The 18,330-nt window shown below is 72.5% G+C and carries 17 protein-coding genes; 10 read left to right on the top strand and 7 right to left on the bottom strand.

Annotated elements, in window-relative coordinates:
• Positions 1 to 200: 200 nt before the first annotated feature.
• The 4 genes from RIN80_RS05315 to RIN80_RS05300 all read left to right on the top strand — a co-directional run bounded on the left by RIN80_RS05315 (position 201) and on the right by RIN80_RS05300 (position 5,024).
• Positions 201 to 1,166 (top strand): SCO0930 family lipoprotein, encoded by a 966-nt coding sequence (locus tag RIN80_RS05315; RefSeq protein ID WP_309094311.1) that lies wholly within the window; start codon positions 201 to 203, stop codon positions 1,164 to 1,166.
• Positions 1,167 to 1,497: 331 nt separating this feature from the next.
• A complete protein-coding gene (locus tag RIN80_RS05310; RefSeq protein ID WP_309094310.1) occupies positions 1,498 to 2,310 on the top strand; it encodes an SAM-dependent methyltransferase in 813 nt (270 codons plus the stop codon).
• Positions 2,307 to 4,448, top strand: a complete 2,142-nt coding sequence (locus tag RIN80_RS05305; protein WP_309094309.1) for an EAL domain-containing protein — start codon at positions 2,307 to 2,309, stop codon at positions 4,446 to 4,448. The genes RIN80_RS05310 and RIN80_RS05305 overlap by 4 nt, the downstream gene beginning before the upstream one ends.
• A gap of 105 nt (positions 4,449 to 4,553) precedes the next feature.
• Positions 4,554 to 5,024: an ester cyclase gene (locus RIN80_RS05300; RefSeq protein WP_309094308.1), complete on the top strand. Its 471-nt coding sequence runs from the start codon at positions 4,554 to 4,556 to the stop codon at positions 5,022 to 5,024.
• Positions 5,025 to 5,095: 71 nt separating this feature from the next.
• Here RIN80_RS05300 and RIN80_RS05295 read toward each other — a convergent pair whose 3' ends face one another.
• Together RIN80_RS05295 and RIN80_RS05290 are read right to left on the bottom strand one after the other, a co-directional pair.
• The gene (locus RIN80_RS05295) at positions 5,096 to 5,281 is read right to left on the bottom strand and encodes a hypothetical protein (RefSeq protein ID WP_309094307.1); all 186 of its coding nucleotides are present in this window, start codon (positions 5,279 to 5,281) and stop codon (positions 5,096 to 5,098) included.
• A 199-nt stretch (positions 5,282 to 5,480) separates the two neighbouring features.
• A complete protein-coding gene (locus tag RIN80_RS05290) occupies positions 5,481 to 6,365 on the bottom strand; it encodes a LysR substrate-binding domain-containing protein (RefSeq protein WP_309094306.1) in 885 nt (294 codons plus the stop codon).
• Between the two features lie 118 nt (positions 6,366 to 6,483).
• Here RIN80_RS05290 and RIN80_RS05285 point away from each other — a divergent pair, with 118 nt between their 5' ends.
• The 5 genes from RIN80_RS05285 to RIN80_RS05265 all read left to right on the top strand — a co-directional run bounded on the left by RIN80_RS05285 (position 6,484) and on the right by RIN80_RS05265 (position 11,545).
• Positions 6,484 to 7,152 carry a succinate dehydrogenase gene (locus RIN80_RS05285; RefSeq protein WP_309094339.1) on the top strand — a complete coding sequence of 223 codons (669 nt, stop codon included), beginning with the start codon at positions 6,484 to 6,486 and terminating at the stop codon, positions 7,150 to 7,152.
• Position 7,153: 1 nt separating this feature from the next.
• Positions 7,154 to 9,103 carry a fumarate reductase/succinate dehydrogenase flavoprotein subunit gene (locus RIN80_RS05280; protein ID WP_309094305.1) on the top strand — a complete coding sequence of 650 codons (1,950 nt, stop codon included), beginning with the start codon at positions 7,154 to 7,156 and terminating at the stop codon, positions 9,101 to 9,103.
• Positions 9,100 to 9,849, top strand: a complete 750-nt coding sequence (locus tag RIN80_RS05275; RefSeq protein WP_309094304.1) for a succinate dehydrogenase/fumarate reductase iron-sulfur subunit — start codon at positions 9,100 to 9,102, stop codon at positions 9,847 to 9,849. The genes RIN80_RS05280 and RIN80_RS05275 overlap by 4 nt, the downstream gene beginning before the upstream one ends.
• Positions 9,850 to 9,965: 116 nt before the next feature.
• Positions 9,966 to 10,733 carry a GNAT family N-acyltransferase gene (locus RIN80_RS05270; RefSeq protein WP_309094303.1) on the top strand — a complete coding sequence of 256 codons (768 nt, stop codon included), beginning with the start codon at positions 9,966 to 9,968 and terminating at the stop codon, positions 10,731 to 10,733.
• A complete protein-coding gene (locus RIN80_RS05265; RefSeq protein WP_309094302.1) occupies positions 10,733 to 11,545 on the top strand; it encodes a lysophospholipid acyltransferase family protein in 813 nt (270 codons plus the stop codon). Before RIN80_RS05270 ends, RIN80_RS05265 begins: the two co-directional genes overlap by 1 nt.
• 95 nt (positions 11,546 to 11,640) lie before the next feature.
• On the opposite strand, the gene RIN80_RS05260 is transcribed toward RIN80_RS05265, so the two are convergent.
• Both RIN80_RS05260 and RIN80_RS05255 read right to left on the bottom strand, forming a co-directional pair.
• Positions 11,641 to 13,989: an excinuclease ABC subunit UvrA gene (locus tag RIN80_RS05260; protein ID WP_309094301.1), complete on the bottom strand. Its 2,349-nt coding sequence runs from the start codon at positions 13,987 to 13,989 to the stop codon at positions 11,641 to 11,643.
• 11 nt (positions 13,990 to 14,000) lie between these two features.
• Positions 14,001 to 14,987 carry an LLM class flavin-dependent oxidoreductase gene (locus RIN80_RS05255; protein WP_309094300.1) on the bottom strand — a complete coding sequence of 329 codons (987 nt, stop codon included), beginning with the start codon at positions 14,985 to 14,987 and terminating at the stop codon, positions 14,001 to 14,003.
• 131 nt (positions 14,988 to 15,118) lie between these two features.
• On the opposite strand from RIN80_RS05255, the gene RIN80_RS05250 reads away from it, so the two are divergent.
• Complete coding sequence (locus RIN80_RS05250) at positions 15,119 to 15,826, top strand: DNA polymerase beta superfamily protein (RefSeq protein WP_309094299.1); 708 nt, start codon at positions 15,119 to 15,121, stop codon at positions 15,824 to 15,826.
• On the opposite strand, the gene rpmF is transcribed toward RIN80_RS05250, so the two are convergent.
• From rpmF to RIN80_RS05235, 3 genes are all read right to left on the bottom strand, one after another.
• Positions 15,809 to 15,979 (bottom strand): 50S ribosomal protein L32, encoded by a 171-nt coding sequence (rpmF, locus tag RIN80_RS05245; protein WP_030896418.1) that lies wholly within the window; start codon positions 15,977 to 15,979, stop codon positions 15,809 to 15,811. The genes RIN80_RS05250 and rpmF overlap by 18 nt on opposite strands.
• Positions 15,980 to 16,083: 104 nt before the next feature.
• Positions 16,084 to 17,679: a cation acetate symporter gene (locus RIN80_RS05240; protein ID WP_309094298.1), complete on the bottom strand. Its 1,596-nt coding sequence runs from the start codon at positions 17,677 to 17,679 to the stop codon at positions 16,084 to 16,086.
• A complete protein-coding gene (locus RIN80_RS05235; RefSeq protein ID WP_309094297.1) occupies positions 17,673 to 18,122 on the bottom strand; it encodes a DUF485 domain-containing protein in 450 nt (149 codons plus the stop codon). The genes RIN80_RS05240 and RIN80_RS05235 overlap by 7 nt, the downstream gene beginning before the upstream one ends.
• Positions 18,123 to 18,330 lie beyond the last annotated feature (208 nt).

Here is an 18,330-nt window from a genome sequence, read left to right as displayed (position 1 = left end):
GGTGGTGCCGGTTTGCCGCGTGGTCCCCCGTGAGGCGTGCGACACGTACCTGTGTGCGGGTGGCGGGCGGCGGACGTCGCGGGCTGCCGGAAAGAAATTTCGCCGGCCGTTGAACGCACCGGCCGCCCCCGTGCGTACTCATGGCCGTGCGGCGGCGCAGCAGGGCGCTGCAACACCCTTGCGATTATGGGGAGTTGACGATGAAGACCTCCTGGCGGAGCGCCTCACTCGTGGCGAGCGCCGCGGCGGTCCTGGCGCTGACGACGGCGTGCGGTCAGGACAGCCCACCGGCGGCCAGCCAGAACGTGGGCGCCACGGCCGCGCCCGGGGACTACGGAAGCATCGGCTCGGGCACCGGGAACGGCGCCGCCGGCACGCCGAGCCAGCCGGCCGCCCCGAGCGCCCTCAGCCCGTCGAACCCCGCCGGCAAGCTGTCCGTCTCCACCGCCGAGATCGGCAAGGTGGTCACCGACAACCTCGGCCTCACCCTGTACCGGTTCGACCAGGACACGGACCAGCCGCCCAAGTCGAACTGCGACGGCGACTGCGCCAAGACGTGGCCGCCGGTCCCCGCGGACGACGCCGAGGCCGGCGAGGGCATCGACAAGTCGCTGCTCGGCTCGGTCACCCGGGCCGACGGCACCAAGCAGCTCACCGTGGGCGGCTGGCCGGCCTACCGCTACGCCAAGGACGTCAACGCCGGTGACGTCAAGGGCCAGGGCGTGGGCGGCAAGTGGTACGCGCTCGCCCCCGACGGCAAGAAGGTGCAGGAGGGCGCCGGCGCCGGAAACGCCGAGGAACCCGGGTTGTCCACCCGCAAGGACCCCAAGCTCGGTGAGATCGTCGTCGACGGGAACGGTATGACGGTCTACCGGTTCAAGAAGGACGAGGCGTGGCCCAAGCCCGTCTCCAACTGCGTCGGCGCCTGCCTGGAGAAGTGGCCGATCGTGGAGCCCGTCGACTTCGCCGACACCAAGGGCATCCAGGAGAAGGGCTACATGATCTTCGAGCGGACCGACGGGAAGGGCAAGCAGCAGACGATCAACTGCTCGCCGATCTACACGTTCGCCGGTGACAAGGCGCCCGGAGACACCAACGGCCAGGGGGTCGGCGGCACCTGGTACGCCGTGCGGCCCGACGGCAAGCTGGTCGGCGCTTCGGAATAGACGAGCGACCTCCCCAGGGTTCATCTCCTCACCCGACGGCGCCGACCCGGTCCGCCCCTCCGTGCCCGCGCGGAGGGGCGGAGCGTTGTGCCGTCCTTCACCTGAACGCGTCGAATTCCCGGCACTCCCGCTCTTGCGGACCGGGACTCTCCGGAATGCTCCGGGCACTGATCGTCATATGTTCGAAGGGCAGGCGGAGGGGTATCAATTCGGCACGTGCCGCAGGCAGTGACCGGGAACGGATGGTCAATTTCCGTTTCGGGTCGCTCCCTTGGCGGGCGATCAGTAGCCTCTGCTCGAACACCGGATCGCCTACGCCTTGGAGAGATAGATGGAGCGTCCCGCCTGGGCCCCACGGAGCATCGACATATCGGTGCCCAGCGTCTCCCGGATGTACGACTACTACCTGGGCGGATCGCACAACTTCGAGGTCGACCGGGAAGCGGCCCGCCGGGCCATGGAGTTCATGCCGGGACTCCCCAAGATCATGCAGGCGAACCGGGCGTTCATGCGCCGCGCCGTGCGCTACGCGGCCGGCGAGGGCATAGGCCAGTTCCTCGACATCGGCTCCGGCATTCCCACGTTCGGCAACGTGCACGAGGTGGCGCAGGCCGCCCGCCCCGGAGCACGCGTGGTGTACGTGGACCACGACCCGGTGGCCGTGGCGCACAGCGAGGCGGTCCTGGACGGCAACGCGGACGCGGCCGTCGTGGCGGGGGACCTGCGCAAGCCGCAGGACATCCTGAGCAGCCCCGAGGTGGAGCGGCTGATCGACCTGAATCAGCCAGTGGCCCTGCTCCTCGTTGCCATACTGCACTTCGTGGAAGACGAGGACGACCCGTACGGGGCGGTGGCGCAGCTGGGCGCGGCGCTCGCGCCCGGCAGCCTGCTCGTGCTCTCCCACGCCTCCTACGAGGGGATCCCGCTGCCGCCGGAGCGGGCCGGGGGCGCGGTGGGCGTGTACGAGGACATCCGCAACCCGCTGATCATGCGCTCGCGCGAGGAGATCGCGCGGTTCTTCGAGGGGTACGACATGGTGGAACCCGGACTGGTGGCGATGGGGCGCTGGCGGCCCGACACCGCACCGGAGGACGAGGACCCGTACGCGTTCTCCGGCTTCGCGGGCGTGGGGCGTACGGCGTGATCGCGGAACCGGACGGGCCGGAGGACAGACTCCGCCGGTTCGCCACGATCTGGAGCCGGGCGGTCTACCCGGTGACCTCGACGTCGTCGACCCGGCCGGAGTTCGAGGAACTGCTGCTGCCGCTGGCCCGGCGGCTGAGCGAGGCACTGCTGGCCCGGGCCTTCGACGCCGACACGGGCAAGGCGGTCGGCGCCGCCCTGGTGGACGCGCACTGCACCGACCCCGAGGCGCTCAGCCGCACGCTGGACTGCGTGGACGCCTACCTGGTGCTGTACTGCGGCGGCGACGGCGACCCCGAGGACCTGCGGGCGCGGTGCGCGCGCCTGCAGCACGCGATGGCCGCCGGCTTCGCCCGGGCGCTGCGCGAGCGGACCCTGGCCGAGCAGGAGGCCATCGCGCAGGCCGCCCTCCAGGCACAGGGCGTGGTCGCCCAGGCCCTGCACGCGAGCGAGGCCCGCTTCCGCGCCGTCTTCGAGGGCGCGGCCATAGGTATCGGCATGGCCGACCTGGAGGGCAACATCCTGCAGGTCAACGGCGCGCTGCTGCGCATGTTCGGTCTCTCCGAGCAGACGCTGCGCAGCCGCAACGTCCGGGAGTGGACCCACCCCGACGACGCCCCGCAGACCTGGCGGCTCTACGACGAACTCGTGCGCGGCGAGCGGGAGCACTACCACCTGGAGAAGGCGTTCTACCGCCCCGACGGGACGGTCCTGTGGACCAACCTGACGGTCTCCCTGCTGCGCGACGCCGACGGCAACCCGCAGTACCAGCTCGCCCTCATGGAGGACACCACCGAGCGGCGGCTGCTCAATCTGCGGCTGCGCTACGAGGCCACGCACGACGCCCTCACGGGCCTGCCCAACCGCACCTTCTTCTTCGAGCGCCTGGAGAAGGCGCTGAGCGCGGGCGAGGGCCAGCGGTTCGGGCTGTGCTACCTGGACCTGGACGGCTTCAAGACCGTCAACGACAGCCTCGGCCACGCGGCCGGCGACCGGCTGCTCGTGGAGGTCGCCGACCGGCTGCAGGCCTGCGCCACCGCGCCCGGGGAGATGGTCGCGCGGCTCGGCGGCGACGAGTTCGTGGCGCTGACCACCGGCCCCGACACCCAGCGCGAGGTCGACGAGCTCGCCGCCCGCATCATGAACGCGCTGCTCGCGCCGATCAGCGTCGACGGCCGGGAGCTGACCGTGCGCGGCAGCATCGGCATCGTCGAGGGCCCGGCCGGGGAGCGCAGCCCCGCGGAGGTGCTGCGCAGCGCGGACATCACCATGTACCGGGCCAAGTCGGCGGGCGGCAACCGCTTCGAGCTGGCCGACCCGGAGGCGGACGCCCGCGCCATCACCCGGCACGGGCTGACGACCGCGCTGCCGACGGCGCTGGAGCGGGGCGAGTTCTTCATCGAGTACCAGCCGCTGGTCCACCTCGGCGACGGCAGCGTCCGGGGCGCCGAGGCCCTGGTGCGCTGGCTGCACCCGCAGCACGGCGTCCTCGGCCCGGACCGGTTCATCCCGCTCGCCGAGCACACCGGGCTGATCGTGCCGCTGGGCCGGTGGGTGCTGGAGCAGTCGGTGCGCCAGGCCCGCCAGTGGCGGGAGCTGCACGGGGGCGTGCAGGCGGGGCCGCTGCGCATCAACGTGAACCTGTCGCCGTGCCAGCTGACGCACCCCGGGCTGGTCCAGGACACGGTCGACATCCTGGAGCGGACCGGCGTCGCGCCGGACGCGCTGTGCCTGGAGGTCACCGAGTCGGCGCTGATCGGGGCCGACGACGACCTGCTGAAACCGCTGCGCCGGCTCGCGGAGATGGGTGTCGACATCGCGCTCGACGACTTCGGTACGGGCTACTCCAACCTGGCCAACCTGCGGCGGCTGCCGGTCAGCGTCCTCAAACTGGACCGGTCCTTCACGCAGAGCATGCAGCAGTTCCCGGCCGACCCGGTCGACCTGAAGATCGTCGAGGGGATCGTCTCGCTGGCCCACAGCCTGGACCTCGCGGTCACGGTCGAGGGCGTGGAGACCGGCGCCCAGGCCGAGCAGCTGCGCATACTCGGCTGCGACACGGCCCAGGGCTGGTACTACGCCCGCCCGGGCCCACCGGAGCGGCTGCACGAGCTGGTCCTGGTGGACGCGACGGGCTGAACGTCGGCGGCGGCCGCCGCGGTGGTGGAGCCGCGGGGCTGCTTCCTAGGATCGAGGAGAAGGACCCGACGACCGGGCCGGGCCCCCGGCACAGGGAGCACGGGCATGGAGATCACCGCAATGCGCCGTCTCTTCGAGGCCCACCGCGAGGCGGAGGCGGCCCGGGACATCGACGGCATCCTCGCCACGTTCGTCCCCGACTGCTTCCTCGACACCAGGGCGCTCGGTCTGCGCAGCCAGGGCCGGGACGCGGTGCGCGCCGCCTACCGGCAGCAGTACTTCACCGCTTTCCCCGACCTCGTGCCCGAGGACGAGGACATCGCCTACGGCGACGACGTCATCGCCGTATGGGGAACGCTGCGCGGCACCAGCCGGGGGGAGTGGCTCGGCGTCCCGCCCGGCGGAGGCGCCTTCCAGGTGCCGTTCGCCAACGTCGTGCCCTTCCGGGACGGGCTGATGGCGGGCGAGTCGCTCTACTTCGATTTGGCCACCCTGTGCGAGCAGGCCGGCATCCCGCTGGAGCGGATCCGGTCGGCCGCCGCCGCACGCCGCGCGGGAGCGACCGGGGCGGGGTGACGCGCGGGGGCTCCCGCCGGCCGGGCCCCGGCGGGAGCCGGGCCGTGCCCCGCGCCCTGCGGGCGGCACGGTCATTCCGCCGCCCGGAGCGCCGCCCCCGTGGAGGCGGCGTCCAGGTCCACGACGACCTCCTCGCCCTCCCAGCCCCCGCGTTCGCTGATCGTGAGGCCGCTCAGCGCCGGCTCGGCGGCCCCGTCCCGCAACGCCTGCCGCTCGGGCGTCGCACGCCGGGCGCGTGGTCCTTCGCGCGCTCCCACACGGCCACCGCAGCCTCGGCCGGCTCCCGCGGCAGCCGCACCGCGACCCGTTCGGTCCGCCGCGCGAGCCTGGCTCCGGGGGCCGCCAGCACCTGCGTGTCGTCCCGGTGCCGGGCGTACCGCTCCGCGCTCATGGGCCGAGCGCAGGCGCGCGGCGTCACCGGGCGCAGGGCCTGTCCGGGCCGGACCCGGGCGGGGATCACCGCTCCAGCAGCATCCGCTGCAGCTCGCGGGCCGCGCGGGGCGGTGCCACGTCGCTGCGGTGGGCCAGGGCGATCGTCCGGTGCAGCCCCGGCCGGGCCAGCGCAGTGACCCGCAGCCCGCGTCCGGACCTGGCCGCCACCATCCGCGGTACGACGGCGACGCCCAGACCGGCCCGGACGAAACCCAGCACCGCGTCCATCTCCCCGCCCTCCACCGCGAAGTCCGGCTCGAAACCCTCCGCTCGGCACGCGGCGACCGTCAGTTCGCGCAGGTCGTAGCCGTGGCGGAACATCACCAGGCGTTCGCCCTCCAGGTCGGCCACGCGTACCGTCCGCCGTCCCCGGCCCGGCTTCGGCTCGTCGGGGGAGGAGACCACGACCAGGTCCTCCCGCAGCAGCTCCACCGTCGTCAGCGCGGGCGACGGCGTCGGCAGCGGCAGCACGACCAGCGCCAGGTCCAGCGCCCCGCGCGCCAGCTCCCGCACCAGGTCGTGCGAGCCGCCCTCCTCGATCAGCAGCCGGACACCGGGGTAGCGGTCGTGGAAGGCGCGCAGCACGTCCGGCAGCAGGCCCGTGCAGAGGCTGGGCGTGGCACCGAGCCGCACCCGGCCCCGCCGCAGCTGCACCAGCTCCTGCACCTCGTGCCGGGCCGTGTCCGCGTCGGCCAGGATCCGCCGGGCCAGCGGCAGCAGGGCCTGACCGGCGTCCGTCAGCGTGATGTTGCCGCGCGCCCTGAGGAACAGGTCCGCGCCCAGCTCCCGCTCCAGCGCCTTGATCTGCTGCGACAGCGACGGCTGTGCGACATGGACCAGATCGGCGGCCCGGGTGAAGTGCCGGGTCTCGGCGACGGCCACGAAGTACTGGAGCTGCTGGAACTGCATGCACCCACGATAGTCCCGGCCTATGGAATCAAGCCGGACCATGTCTTGGACCGATCGGCCCTGCGTCCGTAGCGTGCTGTTCATGGCTCTGGCAACGCGGACGGACCGACGGCCGTCCATGGCGCGCACCGTGTGGGACTCCACCGTCGGGAAGAAGACCGTGATGGCGGTCAGCGGGCTGATCATGCTGCTGTACCTGGTCGTCCACATGATCGGGAATTTGAAGATCTTCTTCGGCGCGGGCGAGTTCAACCACTACGCGCACTGGCTGCGCACCGTCGGTGAGCCGTTCATGCACTACGAGTGGACCCTGTGGCTGGTCCGCGTCGTGCTGGTGGTGGCCGTGGTCGCGCACGCGGTCTCCGCCTACCAGCTCAGCCGCCGTGACATCAGGGCGCGGCCCAGCAAGTACGTGCACAAGAAGCCCCGCGCCTCCTACGCCACGCGCACCATGCGCTGGGGCGGGATCATCCTCGGCCTGTTCATCGTCTGGCACATCCTCGACCTGACGACCGGCACCGTGCACCCCGGCTTCGAGACGGGCCGCCCGTACCAGAACGTCGTGGACACCTTCTCCACCTGGTACGGCAACGTCGTCTACATCGTCGCGATGCTCGCGCTCGGCCTGCACGTGCGGCACGGCTTCTGGAGCGCCGCCCAGACCCTCGGCGCCGGCAGCCGCACCCGCGACCGCGCCCTGAAGACCGTCGCGAACGTCCTCGCGCTGCTGCTCACGGCCGGCTTCGTCGCCGTACCCGTGGCCGTCATGACCGGAGTGGTGAGCTGACATGACCTCGTACACGGACTACGTCACCGGCGAACCGGCCGTCGACACCAAGGCGCCCTCCGGGCCGATCCACGAGCGGTGGGACAAGCGCCGGTTCGAAGCCAGGCTGGTCAACCCGGCCAACCGGCGCAAGCACACCGTCATCGTCGTCGGCACCGGCCTGGCCGGTGGCTCCGCCGGGGCCACCCTCGCCGAACAGGGCTACCACGTCGTCCAGTTCTGCTACCAGGACTCCCCGCGCCGCGCCCACTCCATCGCCGCGCAGGGAGGCATCAACGCGGCGAAGAACTACCGCAACGACGGCGACTCGATCCACCGGCTGTTCTACGACACCGTCAAGGGCGGCGACTTCCGGGCGCGCGAGTCCAACGTGCACCGCCTCGCGCAGATCTCGGTGGAGATCATCGACCAGTGCGTGGCGCAGGGCGTGCCGTTCGCCCGCGAGTACGGCGGTCTGCTGGACACCCGTTCGTTCGGCGGCGTCCAGGTCTCGCGCACGTTCTACGCCCGCGGCCAGACGGGACAGCAACTGCTGCTCGGCGCCTACCAGGCGCTCAGCCGGCAGATCGCGGCGGGCAACGTGGAGATGCATCCGCGCACGGAGATGCTCGACCTGATCGTCGTCGACGGGCGGGCGCGCGGGATCGTGGCCCGGGACCTGATCACCGGGAAGATCGACACGTACTTCGCGGACGCCGTCGTGCTCGCCTCCGGCGGCTACGGCAATGTCTTCTACCTGTCGACGAACGCCATGAACTCCAACGCCACCGCCATCTGGCGGGCCCACCGGCGCGGCGCCTGGTTCGCCAACCCCTGCTTCACCCAGATCCACCCCACCTGCATCCCGCGCACCGGCGACCACCAGTCCAAGCTGACGCTGATGAGCGAGTCGCTGCGCAACGACGGCCGGATCTGGGTGCCGAAGGCCAAGGGCGACACCCGGCCGCCGAACGAGATCCCCGAGGACGAGCGCGACTACTACCTGGAGCGCATCTACCCGTCCTTCGGCAACCTCGTGCCGCGCGACATCGCCTCCCGGGCCGCGAAGAACGTCTGCGACGAGGGCCGGGGAGTCGGCCCCGGCGGCCAGGGCGTCTACCTGGACTTCGCCGACGCCATCCAGCGCATGGGCCGGGGGGCCGTCGAGGCCAAGTACGGCAACCTCTTCGACATGTACCAGCGGATCACGGACGAGGATCCGTACGAGGTGCCGATGCGCATCTACCCCGCCGTGCACTACACGATGGGCGGCCTGTGGGTCGATTACGACCTGCAGACCACCGTGCCCGGCCTGTTCGCGATCGGCGAGGCCAACTTCTCCGACCACGGGGCCAACAGGCTGGGCGCGTCCGCGCTGATGCAGGGCCTCGCCGACGGGTACTTCGTGCTCCCGGCCACCATCAACGACTACCTGGCCCGCAACCCCCGCCACGACGACGTCACCGACGAACACCCCGTCGTGCAGGAGGTGCTGGCCGAGACGCAGGACCGGCTCAACCTGCTGCTGTCCGTCGACGGCGACCGCACCCCCGACTCCTTCCACCGCGAACTCGGCGAGCTGATGTGGGAGTTCTGCGGCATGGCCCGCAGCGAGTCCGGCCTGCGCAAGGCGCTGGAGCGCATCCCGCAGGTCCGGGAGGAGTTCTGGCGGCGGATCAAGGTGCCCGGCACCGGCGAGGAGTTCAACCAGTCGCTGGAGAAGGCCAACCGCATCGTCGACTACCTGGAGCTGGCCGAGTTGATGTGCCTCGACGCGCTGCACCGCTCCGAGTCCTGCGGCGGCCACTTCCGCGAGGAGTCCCAGACCCCGGACGGCGAGGCCGCCCGCAAGGACGAGGAGTTCGCCTACGCGGCCGCCTGGGAGTTCACCGGCACCGGCGAGGCTCCCGTCCTGCACAAGGAAGACCTGGTCTTCGAGTACGTCCACCCCACCCAGCGGAGCTACGCATGAAGCTCACCCTGCGCGTCTGGCGCCAGAAGAACGCCGACGCCGAAGGCAGCATGTCCACGTACGAGGTGGACGGTATCTCCGAGGACATGTCGTTCCTGGAGATGCTCGACACGCTCAACGAGGAACTCATCCTCAAGGGCGAGGACCCGGTCGCCTTCGACCACGACTGCCGGGAGGGCATCTGCGGGGCGTGCTCGCTGGTCATCAACGGCGACGCCCACGGGCCCGAGCGGACGACCACCTGCCAGCTGCACATGCGGTCCTTCAGGGACGGCGACACGATCGACATCGAGCCGTGGCGGGCGGCCGCGTTCCCGGTGATCAAGGACCTGGTCGTCGACCGGTCGGCGTTCGACCGGATCATCCAGGCCGGGGGGTACATCACCGCCCCCACGGGCGCGGCTCCCGAGGCGCACGCGACGCCGGTGCCCAAGCCCGACGCCGATCTCGCCTTCGAGCACGCCGAGTGCATCGGCTGCGGGGCGTGCGTGGCCGCCTGCCCCAACGGCGCGGCCATGCTGTTCACGTCCGCCAAGGTCAACCACCTGAACGTGCTGCCGCAGGGGGCGCCCGAGCGGGAGACGCGCGTACTGGACATGGTGGCGCAGATGGACGAGGAGGGCTTCGGCGGGTGCACGCTCGCCGGGGAGTGCGCCACGGCCTGTCCCAAGGGCATCCCGCTGATGTCCATCACCCGTATGAACAAGGAGTGGCTGCGGGCCACCCGGAAGGTCGCCAAGCAGTAGTTCAACCGGCGCACATCCTTCCTCCCGGCACTCGTCACGCGGTGGACAGGCGGCATGGGCACAACAGGGGGCGGCGGCACCGCTCGCCGCCCCCGGCCCGTGACCAGGAGAGAGCCATGACCGGCGTACTGACCGTCGACCGTCCCGCGCAGCCCACGGCCCCCACCCGCTACACCGTCAGCCTCGCCCGCACCGAGGAGGACGTCCGTGCCGCGCAGCGGCTGCGGCACGACGTCTTCGCCGGCGAGATGGGCGCCCTGCTGACCGGCGCGGAGCCGGGCCTCGACATCGACCCGTTCGACGCGTACTGCGACCACCTCCTCGTCCGCGAGGAGACCACCGGCCAGGTCGTCGGCACCTACCGGCTGCTGCCGCCGGAGCGCGCGGCCGTCGCCGGACGGCTGTACAGCGAGGGCGAGTTCGACCTGTCCGCGCTGGACGGGATCCGGCCGCAGCTCGTCGAGGTCGGCCGGTCCTGTGTGCACCCCGGCCACCGCGACGGCGCCGTCATCGGCCTCATCTGGGCCGGCATCGCCCGCTACATGGTCGACCGCGGCCACGAATGGCTCGCCGGCTGCTGCTCCGTCCCGCTCGCCGACGGCGGCACACTCGCCTCCGCCACCTGGGACCGGGTGCGCGCCAAGCACCTGTCGCCCGAGGAGTACCGCGTGCGGCCGCTGCTGCCCTGGGTGCCGGGTCCCGCGCCCGCCGCCCGCGTCGAACCGCCCGCCCTGCTCCGCGGCTACCTGCGGCTGGGCGCCTGGGTGTGCGGCGAGCCGGCCCACGACCCGGACTTCGGCGTCGCCGACCTGTACGTGCTGCTGCCGATGAGCCGGGTCAACGCCCGCTACCTGCGGCACTTCCTCTCCCTCGTGCCGGCCTGATGAGCGCCTGGCTGCCCACCGCGCCCTGCACGCCGCGGACCTGCGTCGAGACGCCGCAGACGCTGCCCGCGCGGGTCGTGGCACGCGCCGTGCTGCGGCTGACGGGCGTCGCCGTGCTGCTCCTCGCCGGGATCGCGCTGCTGCCGCTCGGCGCCCGGGTACCGGCGCCCCTGGTCCGGCGGTGGTGCCGGTGGATCGTGCGGGCCGCGGGGGTCCGGGTCCGCATTACCGGCACCGCCGCCCCGGCCGGGGGACTGCTGCTGGTCGCCAACCACATCTCCTGGCTGGACGTACCGCTGCTCGCCGCGGTGCGCCCCGCCCGCATGCTGGCCAAGAGCGAGGTGCGGCGCTGGCCCGTCGCCGGGCCGCTGGCCGCGCGCGGCGGCGTGCTGTTCATCGACCGCGACCGGCTGCGCGCCCTGCCGGACACCGTCGCCCGGATCGCCCACGCCCTGCGCGAGGGCACGGCCGTCGCGGCCTTCCCCGAGGGCAGCACCTGGTGCGGCCGGGCCCAGGGCACCTTCCGCCGGGCCGTCTTCCAGGCCGCGCTGGACGCCGGGGTCCCCGTCCAGCCGGTGCGCATCGGCTACCGGCTCGCCGGGGGAGCGGCCGGCACCGCTGCGGCGTTCGTCGGCGAGGACACCCTGCTCGCCTCGCTGTGGCGGGTGGCGACGGCACGCGGCCTGCTCGCGGAGGTCGAGGTGCGCGCCCCCATCCCGCCGGGCACCCACCCCGACCGCCGCTCCCTCGCCGATTCCGCCCAGCCCCGCGAGGCGGCCCCGGCCTGGACGCACACGGCCCTCGTGGCCTGACGCGAGCCGTCCGGGCCGGGGTGCCGGGGCCGGCTCACCCGGCGGGCGCCGTGGGACGCGCGGGTGCACCCACCCGCGGCAGACGTGCGGTCGTCTCAGCGGATCCCGGACAGCGTGCGGGACAGATACGGCGCCGTCCGGCTCTCCGCCGAGCGGGCCACCTGGGCCGGCGGGCCCGCCACCACGATGCGGCCGCCCTCGTCTCCCCCGCCGGGCCCGAGGTCGATCACCCAGTCCGCGCCCGCGACGACGGACATGTCGTGCTCGACCACGATCACGGTGTGCCCGGCGTCCACGAGGCCGTGCAACTGGCGCATCAGGACGTCCACGTCGGCCGGATGGAGGCCGGTCGTGGGCTCGTCGAGGAGGTAGAGCGTGTGGCCGCGCCGGCCGCGCTGCAGTTCGCTCGCCAGCTTGACGCGCTGCGCCTCGCCGCCCGACAGCTCCGTCGCGGGCTGGCCCAGCCGCAGGTAGCCGAGGCCCACGTCGAGCAGCGTGCCGAGGCTGCGCGCCACGGCCGGGGTGTCCGCGAAGAACTCCGCCGCGCTCCGCACCGTCAGGTCCAGCACCTGCGCGATGTTCCGCCCCCGGTACGTCACCTCCAGCGTCCCGGCGTTGTACCGGGCCCCGCCGCAGTCCGGGCAGGGTGCGTACGTGCTGGGCAGGAACAGCAGCTCCACGCTGACGAACCCCTCACCCTGGCATGTCTCGCACCGCCCGCCGGCCACGTTGAAGGAGAACCGGCCGACGCCGAAGCCGCGTTCCCGGGCTCCGTCGGTGGCCGCGAACACCTCGCGCACCACGTCGAACAGGCCGGTGTAGGTGGCGAGGTTCGAGCGCGGCGTGCGGCCGATGGGCTTCTGGTCGACCGAGACCAGCCGGCCCACCCCCGCCGTCTCCTCCGTGATCTCGCCGATGAGTGTGGACTTGCCGGAACCGGACACGCCGGTGACCGCGGTGAACGCGCCGAGCGGGAAAGCGGCGCTCACCCCGCGCAGGTTGTGCCGGGTGACGGGACCGGTCCTCAGCCATCCCTTCGGGGTGCGGACCTCCCGGGTGGGGGCGGGGGAGCGGTCGAAGAGGTAACGGGCGGTGGCCGACTCCTCGACACCGGCCAGGGCGGCCACGGGGCCGCTGTGCAGCACCCGCCCGCCGTGCTCGCCCGCGCCCGGGCCCACGTCCACCAGCCAGTCGGCACCGCGTACGACGTCCAGGTGGTGCTCCACGACGAACACCGAGTTCCCGGCGCGCTTCAGCCGCTCCAGCACCGTGACCAGTGCCTCGGTGTCCGCCGGGTGCAGCCCGGCCGACGGCTCGTCCAGCACGTAGACCACCCCGAACAGGCCGGAGCGCAGCAGGGTGGCCAGGCGCAGGCGCTGCAGTTCGCCCGCCGAGAGGGTGGGGGTGGGGCGGTCCAGGCCGAGGTAGCCGAGACCCAGTTCCACGACCGGTGCGATACGGGACTTCAGGTCGTCGGTCAGGACCCGGGCCGTCTTTGACGTCGCGTCGAGGAGGGCGGCCAGCTCCACCAGCGGCACGGCCGCCAGCTCGGCGATGGTCCGGCCGCCGAAGGTCACCGCCAGGGCCTCGGGCCGCAGCCGGCTGCCGCCGCAGGCCGGACAGGGGGCACTGGTGAGGAACCGCTCGGCCTTCGCCCGCAGGGTGGGGCTCTTGGAGTCCGCGAAGGTCTTCATCACATAGCGCCGGGCGCTCATGTACGTGCCCTGGTAGGGCCGCTGGATACGGTCGGCGTCCCGCACCGGGTGAACGGTGACCACCGGCTGCTCGTCGGTGAAGAGGATCCACTCGCGCTGCTCGGCGGGCAGCTCCCGCCACGGCCGGTCCACGTCGTACCCGAGCGCGTCCAGGACGTCCCGCAGGTTCTTGCCCTGCCAGGCCCCCGGCCACGCGGCGATCGCGCCCTCGCGGATCGACAGCGACGGGTCGGGCACCAGCGACTCCTCGGTCGTCCGGTGCACCCGCCCGAGCCCGTGGCACTCCGGGCAGGCCCCGGCCGCCGTGTTGGGCGAGAAGGCGTCGGAGTCGAGCCGCCCCGCACCGGGCGGATAGGTGCCGGCCCGGGAGAACAGCATGCGCAGCGAGTTGGAGAGGTTGGTGACCGTGCCGACCGAGGAGCGCGAGGTGGGTGCCGCGCGCTGCTGCTGGAGCGACACGGCCGGGGGCAGACCGGTGATCTCCCCCACCTTCGGCGCGCCGACCTGGTGGATCAGCCGGCGCGCGTACGGCGCGACGGACTCGAAGTAGCGCCGCTGCGCCTCGGCGTAGATCGTGCCGAACGCCAGGGACGACTTCCCCGAGCCGGACACGCCGGTGAACACGGCCAGCGCGTTGCGCGGGACGTCGACGTCCACCCCGCGCAGATTGTGCTCGCGGGCTCCTCGAACACGGACGTACGGGTCGGGGGCGTCATCGGGGTCGTGCATGGGCACCGACTCTAACCGGAGGTGATCGCGGCCAGCCGCCGGTAGGAGTCCAGCAGGGCCTCGCGGTCGTAGGTGCTGGTGGTGACCAGGACCTCCTGCGCCCCGGTCTCCTTCAGCAGGGTCTGCAGCTCGTGCGCGACCTGCTCCTCGGTGCCGGCGATGTGCCCGGCGAGCCCGGCCTCGTAGAAGTCGCGCTCCTTGCCGGTGAGGGTGAGCGCCTCGACGCGCTCGGCGGGCGGCAGGGGCGGGAAGGTGCCGTGGGTGCGCGAGTACGCCATCGACCAGGCCTCCGGGATCAGCAGCCGCCGGGCCTGTTCGGGGGTGGCGGCCACGGCGACCGTGCCGGAGACGACGACGTACGGTTCCGGCGCCCAGGGTGAGGGGCGGAAGTGCTCGCGGTAGTGGTCGATGCCGCGCCGCATCCTGTCCCGGTTGCGCAGGTCGCCGATGACCAGGGGCAGGCCGAGTCGGGCCGCGATGCCGGCGCCCTCGCCCATGGCCAGGACGAACGGCGGCACGGTCAGCCCTTCGGCCGGGCGGGCGTGCACCCCGGTGGGGGAGGTGCCCCCGAACCAGCCCAGCAGCTCCCGCAGCTGCGCCTCGAAGTCCTCGGCGTCGCCCTTGTCGCGGCCGAGGGCCTTGCGCACCCCGTCGGTGAAGCCGACGGAGCGGCCGAGGCCCATGTCGATCCGCCCGGGAAAGAGCGACTCCAGCACCCCGAACTGCTCGGCCACGACCAGTGGCCGGTGGTTGGGCAGCATCACCCCGCCCGTGCCGACCCGGATCGTGCGGGTCGCGGCCGCCACCGCCGCGGCCAGCACGGTCGGCGCGGAACCGGCGACCCCGGGGACGCCGTGGTGCTCCGACACCCACACCCGGTGGTAGCCGAGCGCCTCCAGTTCCCGTGCCAGTCGCACCGTGTCGCGCAGCGCCTCGGGGTGGGTGTGCCCCTCGCGGGTGCGGGAGCGGTCGAGGACGGACAGGCGCACGGGTTCCATACGAGGTTCTACGCCGCGCGGGGCCGCCGGTATTCCGTCGCCGCACCGGCAGCGCCGCCGGATATTCGGATGACCGCGTTCGCCCAGGTCACGACAATGTCCGGGAACCCGGAAGCGAAAGGCGGCCGCCCGTGACCGTCCCCAACGTCCTGCTGTGCGGCATCGTCGGATCGACCGCCTACGGACTCGCCCGCGAGGGATCCGACATCGACCGCCTCGGTCTGTTCGCCGCGCCCACGGCCCAGCTGCACGGCCTGCACCGGCCCAGGGAGTCCCACGTCAGCACGGCACCGGACCGCACGCTGCACGAGGCCGCCAAGTGGTGCCGGCTGGCGCTGGGCGGCAACCCGACGGCGATGGAGCTGGTGTGGCTCCCTCAGGACCTGTACGAGGTGCGGACCCCGCTCGGTGACGAGCTCATCGGCATACGGACCGCCTTCCTGTCCGCCCGGCGCGTGCGGGACGCCTATCTCGGTTACGCCACCCGGCAGTTCCGGCGGCTGGAGGCCCGCGGCGACGGCTCGTTCTCCGCGGACACCCGCAGGCGCACCGCGAAGCACGCGCGGCACCTGAAGCGGCTGTGCGAGCAGGGCCTGCAGCTGTACACCACCGGGCGGCTGACGGTCCGCGTCGAGGACCCGGCGGAGTACCACGCCTTCGGCGAGCGCGTCGCCGCCGACCCGTCGGCCGCCGGGTCGCTGCTGGAGCGGTACGAGGAAGCCTTCCGGGCGGGACCCACGGTGCTGCCGGAGGAGCCCGACGAGGCTCCGGTGGAGGCCTGGCTGCACCGGGTCCGCGCGCGGTTCTACACGGCGGCGGGCTCAGCCCTCGGGGCGTAGCAGGCCGCGCTCGTAGGCCCTGACCAGGTGCTGCGGGACGAGGTGCCGGACGCCGTCGACGGTGACCGGGACCAGCGCCGGCGTCGCCGCCTTCCACTGGGCGCGGCGGTGACGGGTGTTGCTGCGGGACATCTTCCGCTTCGGGACAGCCATGGGACTCCTCCTCGGTGGACGGCACCGAGACGCTACATGAAAATGGATCCCATTAACAATCTGCGTCCCGGTGCACCCGGCCGCCGTTCCGCGCGGTGTCCGTGTCAGTCGTCGGCGCCCACGAGCATCCGCACCTCGAACGCCTCGTGCGTCCCGGCCTCCTCCGCCGGACCCTTGTCCAGCACCGTGCCGAGCCAGCCCAGGAGGAAACCGGCGGGAATGGAGACGATGCCCGGGTTCTGCAACGGGAACCAGGCGAAGTCCGCGTCCGGGTAGAACGAACCCGGAGCGGCGGAGACCACCGGGGAGAACGCCGCCAGCAGGACGGAGCAGAGCAGGCCGCCGTAGAGGCTGAGCAGGGCTCCCCCGGCCGAGAAGCGCCGCCAGAACAGGGTGTAGACGATCGTCGGCAGGATCGCGGACGCGGCGATGGCGAAGGCCAGGAAGGCGAGCGTCGCGGTGTTGGCGCCCCAGGCGACCAGCGCGAGCAGGATGCCGAGGATCCCGATGACCGCCCCGGACAGCCGGGCCACGGTCAGTTCCTCCGTCTCGGTCGCCCGGCCCTTGCGGATCACCTCGCTGTACAGGTCGTGCGCCAGGGACGAGGCCGCGGCCAGGGTGAGGCCGACCGCCACCGCCAGCAGGGTCAGATACGCCAGGCAGGTCAGCAGCGCGGTGAGCACACTGCCGCCCAGCTCGTGGGCGAGCAGCAGCACGGCGGAGTTGCCGGTGCGGTCGGTGCTCACGAGGGTCTCCTGGCCGAGCAGCGCGGTGGCGCCGAGGCCGAGGATGCCGGCGCCGAAGCAGACCGCGCCGACCAGGCCGATCGCCCACAGCACGGAGGAGCGCAGCACGCCGCTCCTGCGCGGGGCGAGCAGGCGCATCAGCACGTGCGGAAGGGCGGCGAGACCGAGCACGATGGCCAGTTCGAGGCTGAGGAAGTCGAGCTTGTTGCTGACGGTGCCGCCGTAGCGCAGCCCGGGTTCCAGGAAGCCCGGCCCGGATCCGCTGCGCTCGGACGCCCGCTGAAGCAGTGCGTTCGGGTTCCAGCGGAAGTGGTACAGCACCCAGCCCGCGGTGAACAGCACGCCCACCACCAGCATCACGGCCTTGCTGATCTGGATCACCGTCGCGCCGGGCATGCCGCCGAGGGATGCGTAAAGGATCACGAAGGTGCCGATCACGACCACGCACAGGGTGCGGGTGGTGCCGCTCGGCACGCCGGTGAACTGCGTCAGCAGCGCGACGCTGCCGACGAGCTGGGCCACCAGGTAGAGCGTCGTGACGACCAGGACGCACACGGCCAGGGCGACCCGCACCGGCCGCTGCCGCCGGGGCAGGCGCAGCGCGACCGTGTCGCCGAGCGTGAACCTGCCCGTGCGGTGCAGGGGTTCGGCGATCAGCAACAGCACCATCATCCACGCCACGGTGGTGCCGCCCAGGTACATCAGCCCGTCGTACCCCGTCAGGGCGACGAGTCCGGTGCTGCCCAGCAGCGTCGCCGCGGAGAGGTAGTCGCCGCACATGGCCAGGCCGTTGCGCAGCGGCGACATGGCGCGGTTGCCGAGGTAGAACTCGCTGATCTCGTCCCGCTGCGGAGCCGTCAGCAGGGCCGTGAACAGGGTGATCACGACCACGGTCAGGAACAGGACGAACGTCAGCTGCAGGCTGCGGTCGTCGATGGCGGCGGCCGTCACCACGTGCGGAACCCCCCGGTGCCCGGCTGGAGCGGGCGGCCGGCCCCGGCGGTCCGCGCGGCGGACCGGGCGCGACGGCTCTGGTTCTCGTGCTGCAGTCGGGAGCGCAGGCCCCGGGCGAGCGGGTCGACCCGGGTGCGCATGTGCCGGACATAGCACCAGGCGGTCACGCCCATGACGGCGAACTGCCCGAGGCCCAGGCCGAGTCCGATCGTGCAACGGCCGAACAGGGGCTGGTTCATCACCGCGGGGACGAAACTCGACAGCAGTACATACAGCAGGAATCCGCCGACCGAAAGGATCGTCGCCCGGATGCCGAACCGGCGCTGTGCGCGACGCAGAGAGTGAAATTCCGGGTGGTCGGATATGCGGGACCGCGGAGTATGTTCGACGGGCGAATACGGAAAGGGGGGAGTGTCGTCCCGCCGCGGTGGGAATTCGGGCACAGGCGCACCTTCTTCGCTGCTTCGTGCCCCGCACTCGACCCCGTCGAGTCAGCGCCGCGCCCGGCTTTTCGCGCAGGGTGGAGGGACGCCGGGGACACTGTGGGGGTGCGGGCTGTGTGGGGGGTTCGTGAAACCGGGACGACTGGCTGCCCGGAAACACGTATACGGCCTGGGGCTCGGTGTGGAGATCCCCGACCAGCCCCGGCCA

It is taken from the genome of Streptomyces sp., from assembly GCF_031181705.1.
GTDB lineage: Bacteria > Actinomycetota > Actinomycetes > Streptomycetales > Streptomycetaceae > Streptomyces.
This window is presented reverse-complemented; position numbering and strand designations above follow the sequence as displayed.